This is a genomic window from Kitasatospora sp. NPDC127116, assembly GCF_042677365.1.
In the GTDB taxonomy this organism is placed as follows: Bacteria; Actinomycetota; Actinomycetes; order Streptomycetales; family Streptomycetaceae; genus Kitasatospora; species Kitasatospora lactacystinica.
Genome location: NZ_JBHXTL010000191.1, coordinates 1 through 13,959 on the forward strand (window position 1 = coordinate 1; position 13,959 = coordinate 13,959).

The following is a 13,959-nucleotide window of genomic DNA, read 5'->3' on the forward strand; positions in this document are numbered from 1 at the left end:
GGGAACGCGTACGGCGGCCGACACCCGGTGCAGTGGGCCGTCCGTGACGACTACCGCACCTTGACGTACTCCGCTTCCCCCGCGGCCCGGCGCGGCGCCTCCGCCGGTTCCGCCACGGCCGCGACCGCGGCCGTCGGCCGGGCGGCGATCGGGTTGTCCAGCCGGCGCCCCCGTCCGTCAGCCGTGCTTGGGGTGGCCGGGGTCCGTGAGGTGGACGAGGAACTCGGGCCCGTACACATGCGTGCTGTCATCCCGCAGGGGCTCGGCCATCAAGTCCTGCGCGGCCGGTTTCAGCGCGAACATCGCGACGATCGACTGGCCCAGCGCGGCGGCGTCTCCGTCCCGCCATGCCTTCTCCAGGAGGCTGAGCATCTCGGTGTACTTGCCGTTGAAGGCGGTGAGGAGTCCCTGCACCTTCTCCGGGGGGTTGGGCCAGCACTCCGCCGTGAGCCTGCCCATGGGGTACGTCTCGGGGAAGGGGACCGGGTCCCCGACCCAGTCGTACGGTGTGGGGCCGGTGGGCGTGGGTACCAGCCTGTGCCCCTTCCAGATCTGGCCGAAGCCGTAGTAGTGGGCCAGCCGTCCGTCGGTGGTGGGGTCGTCGGGGAGGTGGCTGGTGCCCTCTCCCTGCTCCTTGATCACGTCGATCGCCTTCGTGATCTGGTCGACCGAGGTGAACTTCTCCAGCTTGTTCCTCCCGATCTGTGTCTCCATCTGATGGCCCGGCCCGATGGATGGTTCGACGTTGTCGAACGCGTCCCGCAGCGCGTCGTAGAACTTGCCGATCGTGATCCATTCCTCGTGCAGGGGTGCGAGCGGGTTCTCGGGCATCTCGATCTCCATGAAGACCTCCCGGACGTACGTCTGGGTCAGCCCTTGGAGGTACACATCGATCGTCGGCCGCACATTGCCCGGCAGCTTGCCCGGATACGTTGGGGCCGCAGCGAGGATGTGCGGCGTCCCACCGATCGCCGACAGCATGTTGCACGCCATCCCCATGTGGTACATCTCGTCGTGGACGACGCCCTTGATCAGCGCCTCGGCTTCGGAGCCCTTGGTCTTGACGGACCACATGCCGCACAGGTAGGGCGGCAGGGTCGACAGCTCCAGAGCGATGGCGGACTGCAGACTGTCCTTGATCCACTTCAGGTCGTGATCGGCCGCTGGGATCTCCATCAGTTCGGCGATCAACATCGGTTTGGTGGCGAAGGTGGTCACGGCGGTTCCCGTTCGTTCGGCGGAAGCGGCGGGCAGGTCCGGTCAACGTGGAGGAGGTCCACGACGAAGCTCCGGGGTCGAGTGCGACACATCAGTGCGACTCGGCACGCCGCTGAGTGCGCATGCGATCGTTCCCGGGGTGGACCGCGACGAAATCGGACAGATGAGTGAAGATTCTTCGGCGTACCGGACCAGGCGCCGGGGGCCGCAGCCGCTGCCGGCCGGCGGCCTCAAGCCCGGCGACCGGTCCGACCGCACCGTCCCTGAGTACCAGGCACCACATCCGCCATGTGACGGCGGCTGAATCCATGTGGCCTCATGTGCCAAGAATCATCACCGGCCGCGTCAGCTGCCGTGAAGGCCTGGCAACCCCGGACAGCGAGGTCGAGCGTTGCTCTTGCCCGGCCAACGGGATGCTGTTCCGGCAGTGGACCGGCCTCCCCCCGGCGGGGCCTGTCATCCCGCTTCGGCAGCTGGGAGACGGTTCACGGCCGTCATCGAAGGTGGTCGGCGGGCAGCCGGTCGGGCACCGGGTGGTGGCGGGTCCCCGCCCCGCCACCGTGGCGCGGGCGGGGCCGGGACTCCTACTTGATGGTCTTCACCAGCGGCACCGCCAGCTGCATGATGTTCGGCAGTCGGCCCAGGATGTCGTCGCCGCTGAGGAACAGCACCCGGTCGCCGATCCGGGTCATCACGATCTCCGAAGTGCTGTACGGGCCGGTGGGCACCCTCTTCATGTCGAAGGCCTCGGCACCGAGCCCCGGCACGGGCTGCAACGTCACGGTCATCGGGATCGGGGCACCGTCCACGCTCTTCCCGGTGAAGGTCTTGCAGCGCTCCGCGTACGTCCTCAGGTCGCCGAGCAGTTTGGCCGCGTCGCCGGGGCGGTAGGCGGCCAGGTAGACCTGGACCATGTGCTCCCCGTCGTAGACCTCGTTCATCGCGCCCGAGACCTTGTAGCCCTGGGAGAAGAGGGTCCCGGCGAGACGCATCTGGTTGCACGGTTCCGTGATCTGCGGCGGGTCGGCCCGGTACTCGTTGAGGGTGGTGCCGGTGTCGACCTGGTTGCCGTTGCCCTTGATCGTCCACCCGGCGGGCAGCACCGCGGCGGTCGGCAGGGACGCGCGCAGGTCCACTCCGGTGAGCAGCGGAGGGCCGGTCGGCGTGCTGCTGGGGGTGCCGAACGCCGGGGTGCCGGACGTCGGGAGCGTCGGCGCGTCCACCGGGGCGGTGCCCGGGGACGTGGCAGAGGTGGCGGTGACGGCCGCCGGGTTGCCGTTTGCGGTCAACGTGCCGGAGGAGCACCCCGTGACGACGGCCGCGGCCATCGCGGCCGCGCCCACCGCGAGCGGAATCCTGACGGTGGATCGAACCATGGACACAAGGACCCCCGTGGGTTCGTAGCCGAATGCATTGTTTCGCACACAGGGGTATCACCCCCTTGCGGTGACCCTACCGTGGCCTGACGCGGCGCCCGACCGGGTTGCCGGCCTGGCGTCCTGACGGGCCGCCACCTCGCAGCCCGGCTCCCGTGCCGGCACGTGCACGGTGAGGATCGGGCCCGCACCGACCGCCTCGGCGAGGACAACATCACCAGCGTCGAAGTCGACCCGGACATCGCCGCCCGACACCGGCGGGCCGCGACGAGCGGCAACGGAGACGGAGACGGAGACGAAGACGAAGAGGGAACGGAAGCGCCACACCTCCAGGAGTAGACCGGCGCGCGCTGCCCACTCTCCCCCATCGGTCCCGTTCGAAGCGGCCGCCGGCCGCTCCGCAGCTACGGCTGAGGGCGGGCAGCACCGGGTGGCCTTTCTGAGTACGGATGCTCAGGAGTCGTGCCGGGTCGCGCGCATACGGTGGCGGTACGACGCACGGCGGGGGGTTGGGGTTGTTGGGCAAGTCGTTGGTGAAGGCGGCTCTGGTGGCGGCGGCGATCATTGTCGCCGTGATCGGGGTGACGTTCGCGTTCCAGATCGCCGCATGGTGGTTCATCGGCGCCGATGACTACGCGTCCAAGCCCGGACCCGAGATCGTCCGCCACACCCCGGAGCAGTTCCACGCGCTCAGCGAGCAAACCGTCCGTGACACGTTGGGGGGCCTGAGCCCTGACCTCGTGCTGAGCGACAGGGGCTGTACCGTCAGCCGGTACGAGCCGCGTCCGGACGGCACGCCGAGCAAGCTGTCCACCGTCGACCGTCGGTTCACCGCCCGTACCAGGATCAGCGCGTCCCATCGGCAGGAGCTGCGGGACCGCATCGAGGCCGAGTGGCGGCTGCGCGGCCTCCGGCAGAAACCGTCGGCCTGGACCCCGAGCGCCCCGGACGAGGGCCCGGACTACCTCAGCGCCGAAACCTCGGAGGGAATCGCCGTCTGGGTCGCGCTCTCGACGGAACCGGACCGGACGGTCACCCTCACCATGTCCGTCAGCGGCGGCGACGTCGCGTACGCCCCGGACCGGGCCCGCCCGCTGTCGCCCCTGCGACCGGACATCGAGGACATCTACTGGTCGCGCTGAACCGGGCACAGCCCTCGTCCGCCGGCGGGAACGTCGGCAGGAACGTCGGCGACCCGCCGGCCCCGGTTCGGGACACGACGGGCGCCGGAGGAGGAGCCGCTAGGCGGACGCGCTGCCCACAGGGACGGGGACGGGGACGGCGGCGGTCTGCGGAGCCGGGGCCCCGGCGTCAGGACGGCCGGCGGGCACGGCGGGCCGCAGGAGGACGGCGCAGGCGACGGCCGCCAGCAGGGCGAGCGAGGCCGACACCACCAGGCAGAGCTGGAGGCCGTCGAGGAAGGAGCCGCTGAGTGCGCTCAGGGCCGGCTTGGTGGCAGGGCCCAGGTCGAGCCCGGCCACGGCGCCGAGGCCCTGCTCCCGGGCGACGGTGAGGACGCGGCCGCCGGTCTCCGCCGGCACGCCGGCGTCGGCGAGCCGGCCGGGCAGGGCGTCGAGGGCGCGGGTGGTCAGCAGGGCGCCGAGCACGGCGGGGCCGAGGGCGCCGCCGAGCTGGCGGAAGGCGTTGTTCCCGGCGGCGGCCATGCCGGCCAGGTGGTGCGGTACGGAGGAGACCGCGGAGGCCGTCATCGGGGTGAGGACGGCGCCGATGCCGAGGCCGAGCAGGACCAGGCGCCAGGCGAGCGACCCGTACGAGGTGTCCGCGTCGACGCCGATCAGCGACAGCAGCGAGCCCGCCATCAGCACCAGGCCGGTGGTGATCATGACCCGAGCGGACACCCGGTGCATCAGCCGTCCGACGGGGACGCCCACGACCAGGGACGTCCCGGACACCAGAACCATCCGCAGCCCGGCCTCCCACGTGCTCAGATGCTGCACCAGACCGAAGTACAGGCTCAGGACGAAGAAGAAGCCGATCAGCCCCAGGAAGCTGATCATGGCGACCAGCGACGTGGCGGCGAAGGCGGGACTGCGGAACAGGGCCAGGTCGAGCATCGGGCTGCTGCTGCGACGCTCCACGACGACGAACGCGACCGCGCTCACGGCGCCGATCACCAGGGCCGCCACCACGGAGGGCGTACCGAAGCCGTCGGCGCCGCCCTCGATCACGCCGTAGACGACGGCGGTGACCGTGACGGCCGCGCTGATCTGCCCCGGCCAGTCGAGCCGCCGGCCGTGCGGCGCCCGGGAGTCCGGCAGCAGGAAGGCCGCGACGACCAGCACGACCAGCGACACCGGGATGGGCAGGAGGAAGATCCAACGTACCGCGACGTGCTGCTGCAGCAGCCCGGCGATCAGCGGTCCCAGGGCCAGCGAGGCCAGCATGGACATCGCCCACAGGCCGATGAACCTCCCGCGCTCCCGGTGGTCGGGGACGGCGTGGCTGATCAGGGCCAGCGTGGTGGGCAGCAGGGCCGCCGCACCCAGCCCGGAGGCCGCCTGCCCGACCCACAGCCACTGCACCGAGTCCGCGGCCAGCGAGAGGGCCGCGCCCAGTGCGCAGAACGCCATGCCCGCCTGGAACACCCGCTTGCGGCCGTGGACGTCGCCCCACACCCCGGTGGTCAGGATCAGCGCGGCCATCGGCAGCACGAACGCGTCCGATACCCAGGACAGTTGGGAGGTCGAGGCGCCCAACGCCCGCTGGAGCGCCGGCAGGCTCACCGACACGGTGGTCACGGGAAGGTAGGCGACGAAGACGCCCAGACAGGCCATGACGAGCGTGACGCCTCGTCCGGCCACGGGGCGCTGCACCGTTGCGGAGTTCACGGGGTGGTTCCTTCGACTGCGGGATGCCGCGCGGGCACCGGTTGCTGGGGGCACAGGAAAGCTTCGGCCCCACGGGCGAGGAATCCCCAAGCGATCCCGGCAGACGTACCAGAACCTCCATTCCGGTCCGCCCGTGTGTCACGATTCCTCTGTGCCTGACGACCTGGACCGCAAAATCATCCACGGGCTCTACTGCGCCCCCCGGGCCTCGTTCCGCCACCTCGGCGAGGTCGTGGGGGTGTCCGAACAGACCGTGGCCCGCCGCTACAACGCGCTGCGGCGAGGCGGGATCCTGCGCGTCGTCGGGCTGAGGAGCCCGTCCGCCCACGGGCATGCGGAGTGGGTCGCGCGGCTGCGCTGCCGCCCGGAAGCCGTGGGGCCCGTCGCCGACTCCCTCGCCCGCAGACCCGAGGTCGGCTACGCCAGCATCGCCTCCGGTGGGTCGGAGATCATCTGCACCATCCGCTCGGCCGTCGGCACCGGGCGCGACGACGTCCTGCTGCGGCAGCTCCCGCGCGCCGCCTCGGTCCTCGACATGAGCGTCGACCTCCTCCTCCACACGTTCGGCGCCCCGGACGCGGTCGGCTGGGCCGGCGGGGAACGCTTCCTGACCGACGAACAGGTGCGACTGCTGACGGCGGAGCGGCCTGCGGCCGCCGGACCGCCGCTCGCCCCGGCCGACGAGGACCTCCCGCTCTTCGAGGCCCTCGCGGAGGACGGCCGCGTCTCCCACACCCGCCTGGCGGAGATCACAGGCTGGTCCACACCCCGAGTCGCCCGCCGCCTGGAGGCCCTGGAGGCCTCCGGCTCCCTCGCCTACGGCATCGACATCCTGCCCGAACGCCTCGGCTACGAGCTCAACGCCGTCCTCTGGCTCCAGGTCGACCTCCCCGGACTCGACCGGATCGGTGAGGAGCTCGGCCGGCACGACGAATGCGCCTTCGTCGCGGCGACCAGCGGTCGGCACAACCTCATGGCCGTCGTCATCTGCCGGGACACCCCCGACTTCTACCGCTACCTCAGCCGCCGCCTGGCCCGCATCGAGGGCATCAGGGGCTACGAGATCAGCATTCGCGTTCGCCGCCTCAAGCAGTCCGTGTCCCTGATCCACCACGGACGGCTGATCCACCCCCCGCTGGGCTGACGCGAGCGCACCACCGAACGGGCCTGGGCGCCTGGCCCGATCAGCACAGTCTCGTACTGCTTGAGGCGCGCACGGTCACTGACATGCGGCATTGAAGATCCTCGCCGGCGACAGCCCGGGCTGCGCCGCAAAATGAGACGGTCATGTCGTCTGCTGGTACGGCGAATCGCGAGGAGGTTGGGCATCCCACCCGCCGGCTCCAAGGCGCACTTCGTCCGGGCGAACGGCCAGCCGTGGACCACCTCCTAGGTACCCACTGCGAGCAGCGGCTCGCCACACCGATGTGCCGAACTTCGTCGGGGTGCGGTTCTGAGCCCAGTGGCGTCCTCATCGCGGATCGTCGCCGATGGGACGGTCACCCGGATCGAGCGGTTCACCGAACTGCCTGAGCACCCCCGGCCCAGCGTGCGGCGGCTGGCGCGCGCCCCCTCGAACTGCGGGTCGCACCGGTTGTCGCGAAGCCTTGACACTGCGTCACAGGCTGAGAACCCTGGTGCTGTACTCCAGGGACGCGAGGGACACGGCATGCCATGGTTTGAGGAGAGCGGGCGCCACGAGGGTTTCCCGGTGGCGGTGTTGGCGGACGGCAGCGAGCCGGCGCCGTTGCCGGACGGGCGTACGACCTGGTGGCTCTACAACGGTGCGGACGGTCCTCGGGCCGTTGCGGTGCGCAGTGGTTGCGGCTGCGGCTGGCGGGGTGAGCGGGTGCACCTGCTGGACTTCGGTGACGACGAGGCGACCGAGGCGGTGGGCGAGGCCACCGGGCCGTTCGCGGACTGGGAGTGGCACGTCGACTTGGCCGAGGGTGTGGTGCCGCGCGAGGTCGAGGAGCTGGTCGCGGCGCTGGTGGACCGTATCTGCGACCTGATGGAGAGCAAGCCGTACGCCGCTGTCCGTGCGGCCGCCCGGTTCGAGCGCGCCGCCGGCTCGACCGCCCTGCTGGCCGGCCGCAAGGCCCGCAGCAACCTGATGACCTGGGAGTACATCGGCCGCGCCTTCGGCTGCGGGCCGGAGGCGGCACAGGAGCGGTTCGGCGAGACGCTGAGCAATGTCGACTGGGGAGATGAGGACGAGCTCTGAGGTGCCAGTGCCCCTGGTGGGGTTGGTGCGTCTGGCGCATTCTTGGCCGGTCGTCAGGCTGCTGGGGAGGGCGACTTCGGGTTGCGTGGGGAGCAGCGCGGGGGACAGTCCATCCGCGCAGCCCGGTCCACGCCAAGGCGAAGGGCCGAACCCGTCGAGCTGCGCCAGAGCCAGGTCCTGCACGCGGCGGTGCAGCAGCCCGCAGTCCAGCAGCCTCCCCGCAGAACCGCCAGGACCGGCAGGGCCCGCGCCTTCGCCAAGTCACCGCAGGCGTGGCGAGGTTGCAAATCGGAGGCGAAACGACCGGTCGATCATGTGCGGAGCCAGATGACGAGGGCAGCTGTGGTGACCGTGCTGGGGTAGACGTATCCGCGCCGACGTCTGGACTCAGCCCGTACGATGCTGTCGAAGGCTCAGGCTCAGCTCGCCAGGGCGCAGCTTGGAGAGTCGGCCTCAGGGGCTACGGCCCGCCCCGCACGGGCAGGGCTCCGGATCCGAACTGAATGGATTGGCGCACTCTGCGCCCAATCGCTGCAGGTCAGGAAGTGTCGGCCCCGCGCTCGCGGGGATAGCTCCGCGGCGCGGCCGGGCAGGGCCTTGGCGGTGTAGTCGGCCCCGCGCTCGCGGGGATAGCTCCGCGGCGGCGGCGATGACCTGGTTCCTGACCTGGTAGTCGGCCCCGCGCTCGCGGGGATAGCTCCGCCCAGCTGATGGTGCAGGACAGCGGGCCGGTGTCGGCCCCGCGCTCGCGGGGATAGCTCCGCGTCCATCTCGGCGTCAGCGTCGTTGCTCATGTCGGCCCCGCGCTCGCGGGGATAGCTCCAGCGCGGTGGCGGCCCACCGCTCGATCGCCTGGTCGGCCCCGCCGCTCGCGGGGATAGCTCAGAGACGGGCCAGTGACCGAGGTCGGCCGACGGACGACACGGGAGCTCGTGGTGATGTGCGCGGGCGTCCCGTCGTTCGCCGCGCTGCAGGGCCGTATCCACCGCACCCGGCCGGCGCCTGGCGCCTGGCTGCCCGTCTTCCCCACCCCGCCGCCCCCGACCAGAACATGCCATCCGCAGGGTGCTGCTTCGCGCAATGGTCCGGGTACGTCAAGGGGGGCGGCTGACAGTGCGCCACGACGACGCGATGAACGACAGCATCCAGGCCATGGTCGACTTCCTGCGCGAGCGGTACCGCACCAACGTCCACACCCACGAGCGCCTCTTCTCCGCCTGCAGCAACGGCCGGATCGGGGCGGACATGGGCGTCACCATGGAGACCCGCACCCGCCAGGGCCACGGCAGGGGCTCGGTCAAGGCGGTGGAGGCCACGTAGTTGGGGGCGTTGTTCAGGGCGGCGCGGAACGGGCTGTCCTGGGTGTTCCAGTAGGCCATGACGTCCTGGTGGGTGCGGCGTCCCAGGAGGTGTCCGCCGCTGGCGGCCAGCCGCCGGCCCCAGGCCCTCGCGATGGCGGCGTCCCCGCCGCGTTCGGCCGCCCAGCCGCCGTGGGTGAACCCGTCGCGGGTGTCCTCGTCACCGCGGCCGGGGCCTTGCATGACGTCGTCGAGCGTGACGTGGCTGAGGACGACGATCCACATGGTCCTCCTGCTGTGGTCATGGAATCCGACCCTGCGGCAGAACCGGGCACTACGCCTGGTGACCGGTGGTTCTCTTCGAGGGCCGGTGCGCGTCGTCCCGGACGGGCACCGGCCCCATCAGGGGACCGCGAAGCACGGTACGGGCATGGGCGAGGGCACGCGCCCACAACGGTGCGACATGGCGGCGATCCCGCCCCGCCTCGCGCTCCTGGCCACCGGCGCCGAGGTGCTCGCCGCGCAGGACGACCACCACTCCCGCCGGGGGCGAGGCGCGCGATCAGTGGCCCAGCACGCCGCGGATCCAGCCGTCCACCGTACCGGTCAGGTCGTGATTCCCGGCCGCATGGTCCAGCACGAACGTGCGCACCGAGTCGCCACTGTGGAACATGCCGCGCTTGTCGAACTCCAGCACCACCTCGACCCGGTGCGGGTCGGTGACGAAGGACAGCTCGATCTCGTTGCAGCGCCGGGCGAACTGAGGTGCCGCCTTGTACTCGATCTCCTGGTAGAACGGCAGCGTCTGGCCCGTGCCGTGGATCCGGCCGGCCTCCAGGTCGGCCCGGTGGAAGTGGAAGCCGAGCGCCGCCAGCGCCTCCAGCACCCGCTGCTGCACCGGCAGCGGCTGCACCGCGATCGGGTCGGTGTCCCCGCGGTCCAGCTGGCCTGCGATGTCGACGTCGGTGCGCACCCCGAGCACCATGCCGGTCAGGTGGTGGCCCCCGATCGCGGTCAGCGGCGTCTCCCACGGAACGGGGAAGGCGAACGGGACGGCGCGCCGCTCCTCGGTCGCCAGCCGCAACGGGCCGCAGACCTGCACCGAGGCGAACTCCTTGACGGTGTGGCTCTCGCCGTCCTTGTGCTCGACTTCGACCCGGGCGGCCAGGCAGAGCGTGATGCCGTTGATCTCGGCGTCCCGGCTGCCGCCGACCAGGTCGACCTGGCCGTGCACGGTGCCACCGGGATGGACGGTCAGGGTGGACAGCACCGTGTCGACGGTGGGTCCGCCGACGCCCAGGGCACCGAGAAGCCGCTTGAACACCATCCGGGGGCACTCCTGACATCGCCGAGGACCGAGCGCACCGATCGTACTTTGCCTGCGCTTTGCCGTCGACCGGCGGCATTCGACAGCACCTCGGCATTCGTCCGTCACGAAGTAGAGCTTCAGATACAGCCAGTCGCTGCCCGGCGGGCGCAGCCGTGACATTGGACTGACCGATCGGGTGGTCGACGGGGACTCCGCTCCGGGCTGTTCGCCGCCACGCCGGACGAGGGGAGCCACCGCCTCGCGCATGTGGCCGCCGCCCGTCCCCGGCAGCAGGCGTGCTCCGGTCCCGGTAGGGCCTCCTGGAGCACCACGCACCCGCAGGGAGCACCGGCCCTGAGTTCCTCCTGGAGCAGCTCGACGTCCCGCCCGTCGTCCAGGTCGAGCAGCAGCCGGTTGTCGGCGACCGTCAGGTACAGGTGGGACGGTACGTCCCAGTCGCTCCGCCACGTGGGAGAGCCGACGGGAAGTCGTCGTCCGGGCCGGCGCGGACCTACCGTCAGGAGCTGGTCTTCGTCGAGTTGGCCGGACTCACTCCCCTGGTGGCCGACTACGACACCGTCTCCGCGCTCGGCTCCCCCGATGTCGGGACCCGGCCGGTGGCCTACGCCCGCCGGTACGCCCGGCCGGAGGAGGAGTTCCTGCCGGCGCTCGTCGAGGCGGCGGTCTCCGAGGGGCTCGTGTTCAACCAGTACTGGGCCTTCCACGCGATCGGTTCGACCGCGGACGCCGTCGGGCCCGGGAACGTGCGGCTCGATACCGTGCGACGTCTGCGTGCGTGCCTGCCCCTGATTCCGCAGGGGTCGGCGTACGGTTTCCGGATTCCGCGTCCGGCTCAGGTCGGCCAGCCGTCGCCCGAGTGCCAGTGCCCGACCCATTCCGTGAAGTCCCAGGCCTCGGCGCCGGGCACGGGGATCGCGCCGACGTCGGACACCATCCAGACCTCGCCCCGGTGGGGTCCGGCCGTCACCAACAGCCAGAACGAGTGGCCGTCGTGCGGGCCGAGGACCACCGATCCGCGGGTGAAGGCGGCGTGGATGCGCGGATCGTCCGGATCGGCCTCGCCGTCGTCCTCCCACAGCCAGGCGTCGTCCAGCGGGAACGGTTCGCCGGGCAGGCGCGGCCCCAGGTCCGGCCAGCTCGCGGGCAGCCACCCGAGGGGTTGGAGCCCTCCGTCCTCGGCAGGCCCGAGACTGCTGCCGTTGCCGATCTCCGCGACGAAGGTTCGGTAGGGCTCCGGGAGCGCCACTCCGTTCGCGGCCTCCCATGCCATCACGCCGCCGTGTCCCAGGGCGGGCTCCCGCCACTCCGGCGGGAACGCGGAGCGCAGGGCGGCGAGGGTGGTCTCATCGGGGCGCTGATCACATGCTCGGGTCACGACGGGATGGTCTCAGCGGCGACCGACATCCGATCCGGCGCCCCTGTCCGTGACGTGGTGGACGGGCGGCACAAGGACCGAGCGGACCGGTCACCCGCAGTAGCCGCCTACCGATCACGTCGGAGGCAAAACAGCTCCTCATCGTCGGTCGCCGGCCGGTGTTCGCATGGCCCTCACCACCGAGGCACCGGGGTTCGCGCGCATCCAGCCTGGACGCCCACCTCTATGCGGCCGGCTCGGCCGTCGGACGGTGAACCTCCAGGACAACCGCCGTTCCGGCCGCCGACCGGTCCTCATGCATAGTGATCACCTGGCCGGGTCGAAGGTGCTGCCACTGCGAGGGGTCGAGAGGTGCCAATCGCACCGTGGCTCGCCCGCCAGGCTCCATGAAGGGCGTGAACTCCACCCAGAGGCGGGCGATGTTCAGGGCCGGTTCGCCGGTCGCGGTTCGAGTCCCGATGTCCCACATCGGCCGAAGGACGCCAGCACCCGAGAAGGGCGTCCGCCGACGTGCCTCGCCGGCCGGTCGGAGGGTGAGGTCGGCTCGGATGACGCCATTGCGGGCTTCGTAGCAGCGCCAGCGGCACCAGGCCGAGCTCGTCTCCAGCCGCATCTGCTCGGCGGCGGTGGCGAGAGTCTCCCAGAAGCTCAGCGGAAGCGGGTGAACGTCACCCAGCTCCTCCAGCAGCCCGAGGGCCACCTCCCACTCATCATGGGTGAGGTACTCCCAGACGTCGTTCACCGTGATGTCGTTCTCGGTGGCGACCTCTTCGGGAACCAGTAGGGAGGCGGCTTCCAGCAGCTTGGGGACATCCATGCCCTGATTCTGGACCAATGGCGTGCCGCGGACACAGGCCCGGGCACCGGCGAACCATCCAGGCACGTCGGTGAGTACGCGCCGGAGGGGCACCCGGGGCAGGGGCGAACTCTCGGAACGGCCCACTACCCAGCTCAAGAACCCCCGGACAGTTCCACAGTGGCGACGGTCGACTGGGGATGGGTCGAAGCGGCGCCTTCCTGGCTCAGGCCACTGGCAGTGGCCCTTGCCCTGGTCGGTATCGCCACCAGGTCCGCAGCTCGATCACCGCGCCCGCCCCGCGCAGAGGACCGACCCACTTCGCTGTCACGTCATCACCGACCTCCTCTGCGAGGCGCACTGGCGGCGTCTGCGTCACGATCTGCTTGGCCCGCCAGAGACCGATGCCCACGAGCTCCCGGAGCACCTTCGCTACTTCCAGGGGCCGCGGGCCCACATCGAGGAGAACGATGTCCTGGGGGATCTCGTCGCAGATCAGCAAGAACTGCTCAGGCACAGTGCTCCTCAGTGCAGGTTGGCGGCCGACTGCAGCGATGGCTCGCCTCGCTTTTCCGGTGGCGTCCACATCACCCTGACCCGGTCGGCGGCGACGTCGAACCCGAGCAGTGGCTGCGTGCCGCCGCCTTCGGGGAACAGCGGCACCGACTTGCCCAGGCGGCGCCCGATGGCGGTCAGGAACCCGCACAGGACGTCCAGCCGCTCCTGCCCCTGAAGCTCCCGGAGGTCGACGTCGAAGTCGATCTGCTCGTCCCCGAGGAACCGGAAGATCGCGCAGACCTCGGGATCAGGCCGCACACTCAGGCTCGGGCACTCGGCGCCGGCCGGGCGGGACAACACGGCCTCGGCCCGGGGCAACGGCAGCACCGCCTCGCCCTCGGCGTACTCGAAGGCCCAGCCCTGTTCCTCGATCAGGTCGAGCACGGCCTGCCAGTCCGCCGCCGTCGTGTCCACAACGAACGCATCGGGCAGGCACCCCCCCATCGGTGGGATCGAGCAGCCACGCGACCTGGTCGTCCCACAGCAGATCAGCCATCCCGCCATCCTGCCCGCTGCGTCCTGCCAGGCCGACTGAATTTCCTCAAGGCCCCTCAGTACGGCGGTGATCTCGGCTGCTGCGCGTCGGGCTTCGTCGCGCACCGGAAGTCCGTCGCCGGAACGCATCCGACCCTCGCCCGACAGAGGAACGAAACCGAGCCGGCCGCTGCCGCTCGCTGCTCTCCACCACCGCACCGGCCAGGCCGAACCCCCGAGGGTCACGGGGGCTTCCCTCCCCGAGCGGGTACCCGATGGAGTCGCCCGAGCCTGTCGGATCGCGCAGGAGCCCCATGCGGTGGGGGGGGGGGGCGCGGCCGGCGCGGGGGGCCGGGGGGCCGCCCGGGACCCCCCCGGGGGGGGGTACTCCCCGCCGGTGGGGCCCCGCCGCCCCCGGAGATTATCAACCCCGACGCCCCCCCACGGGTGCGGGGGGCCCC

11 protein-coding genes, 1 pseudogene and 1 CRISPR repeat array are annotated in these 13,959 nt (G+C 71.2%); of the genes and pseudogenes, 3 read left to right on the top strand and 9 right to left on the bottom strand.

Annotation, left to right across the window (positions count from 1 at the left end):
- Nucleotides 1-177: 177 nt before the first annotated feature.
- Complete coding sequence (locus ACFVHV_RS40605; RefSeq protein ID WP_359902500.1) at nucleotides 178-1,218, bottom strand: ferritin-like protein; 1,041 nt, start codon at nucleotides 1,216-1,218, stop codon at nucleotides 178-180.
- Nucleotides 1,219-1,802: 584 nt separating this feature from the next.
- On the bottom strand, nucleotides 1,803-2,594 hold the full coding sequence (locus ACFVHV_RS40610) for a hypothetical protein (protein ID WP_359902499.1): 792 nt from the start codon (nucleotides 2,592-2,594) through the stop codon (nucleotides 1,803-1,805).
- A gap of 518 nt (nucleotides 2,595-3,112) precedes the next feature.
- Here ACFVHV_RS40610 and ACFVHV_RS40615 point away from each other — a divergent pair.
- Nucleotides 3,113-3,736: a hypothetical protein gene (locus ACFVHV_RS40615; RefSeq protein WP_359902497.1), complete on the top strand. Its 624-nt coding sequence runs from the start codon at nucleotides 3,113-3,115 to the stop codon at nucleotides 3,734-3,736.
- A 99-nt stretch (nucleotides 3,737-3,835) separates the two neighbouring features.
- Here the strand turns inward: ACFVHV_RS40615 and ACFVHV_RS40620 are convergent, their stop codons facing one another.
- Entirely contained in the window at nucleotides 3,836-5,389 is a 1,554-nt protein-coding gene (locus ACFVHV_RS40620; protein ID WP_380358507.1) for an MFS transporter, read from the bottom strand.
- 205 nt (nucleotides 5,390-5,594) lie between these two features.
- Here ACFVHV_RS40620 and ACFVHV_RS40625 point away from each other — a divergent pair, with 205 nt between their 5' ends.
- Nucleotides 5,595-6,587 carry an Lrp/AsnC family transcriptional regulator gene (locus tag ACFVHV_RS40625; RefSeq protein ID WP_380358493.1) on the top strand — a complete coding sequence of 331 codons (993 nt, stop codon included), beginning with the start codon at nucleotides 5,595-5,597 and terminating at the stop codon, nucleotides 6,585-6,587.
- A gap of 525 nt (nucleotides 6,588-7,112) precedes the next feature.
- The gene (locus ACFVHV_RS40630) at nucleotides 7,113-7,667 is read left to right on the top strand and encodes a hypothetical protein (protein WP_359902493.1); all 555 of its coding nucleotides are present in this window, start codon (nucleotides 7,113-7,115) and stop codon (nucleotides 7,665-7,667) included.
- Nucleotides 7,668-8,214: 547 nt separating this feature from the next.
- Nucleotides 8,215-8,553: a CRISPR direct-repeat array (repeat unit 29 nt; unit sequence GTCGGCCCCGCGCTCGCGGGGATAGCTCC).
- A gap of 208 nt (nucleotides 8,554-8,761) precedes the next feature.
- Here ACFVHV_RS40630 and ACFVHV_RS40635 read toward each other — a convergent pair.
- The 6 genes and pseudogenes from ACFVHV_RS40635 to ACFVHV_RS40660 all read right to left on the bottom strand — a co-directional run bounded on the left by ACFVHV_RS40635 (nucleotide 8,762) and on the right by ACFVHV_RS40660 (nucleotide 13,520).
- Nucleotides 8,762-9,250 (bottom strand): hypothetical protein, encoded by a 489-nt coding sequence (locus tag ACFVHV_RS40635; protein ID WP_380358495.1) that lies wholly within the window; start codon nucleotides 9,248-9,250, stop codon nucleotides 8,762-8,764.
- Between the two features lie 277 nt (nucleotides 9,251-9,527).
- Entirely contained in the window at nucleotides 9,528-10,292 is a 765-nt protein-coding gene (locus ACFVHV_RS40640; protein WP_380358498.1) for a sporulation protein, read from the bottom strand.
- A gap of 835 nt (nucleotides 10,293-11,127) precedes the next feature.
- Nucleotides 11,128-11,670, bottom strand: coding sequence for an SMI1/KNR4 family protein (locus tag ACFVHV_RS40645; RefSeq protein ID WP_380358501.1), 543 nt, complete (start codon nucleotides 11,668-11,670; stop codon nucleotides 11,128-11,130).
- A gap of 223 nt (nucleotides 11,671-11,893) precedes the next feature.
- Entirely contained in the window at nucleotides 11,894-12,487 is a 594-nt protein-coding gene (locus tag ACFVHV_RS40650) for a hypothetical protein (RefSeq protein ID WP_380358504.1), read from the bottom strand.
- Between the two features lie 205 nt (nucleotides 12,488-12,692).
- Nucleotides 12,693-12,983 (bottom strand): ribosomal protein L7/L12, encoded by a 291-nt coding sequence (locus ACFVHV_RS40655; RefSeq protein WP_359902482.1) that lies wholly within the window; start codon nucleotides 12,981-12,983, stop codon nucleotides 12,693-12,695.
- Between the two features lie 8 nt (nucleotides 12,984-12,991).
- Nucleotides 12,992-13,520 (bottom strand): annotated as a pseudogene (locus ACFVHV_RS40660) (hypothetical protein).
- Nucleotides 13,521-13,959 lie beyond the last annotated feature (439 nt).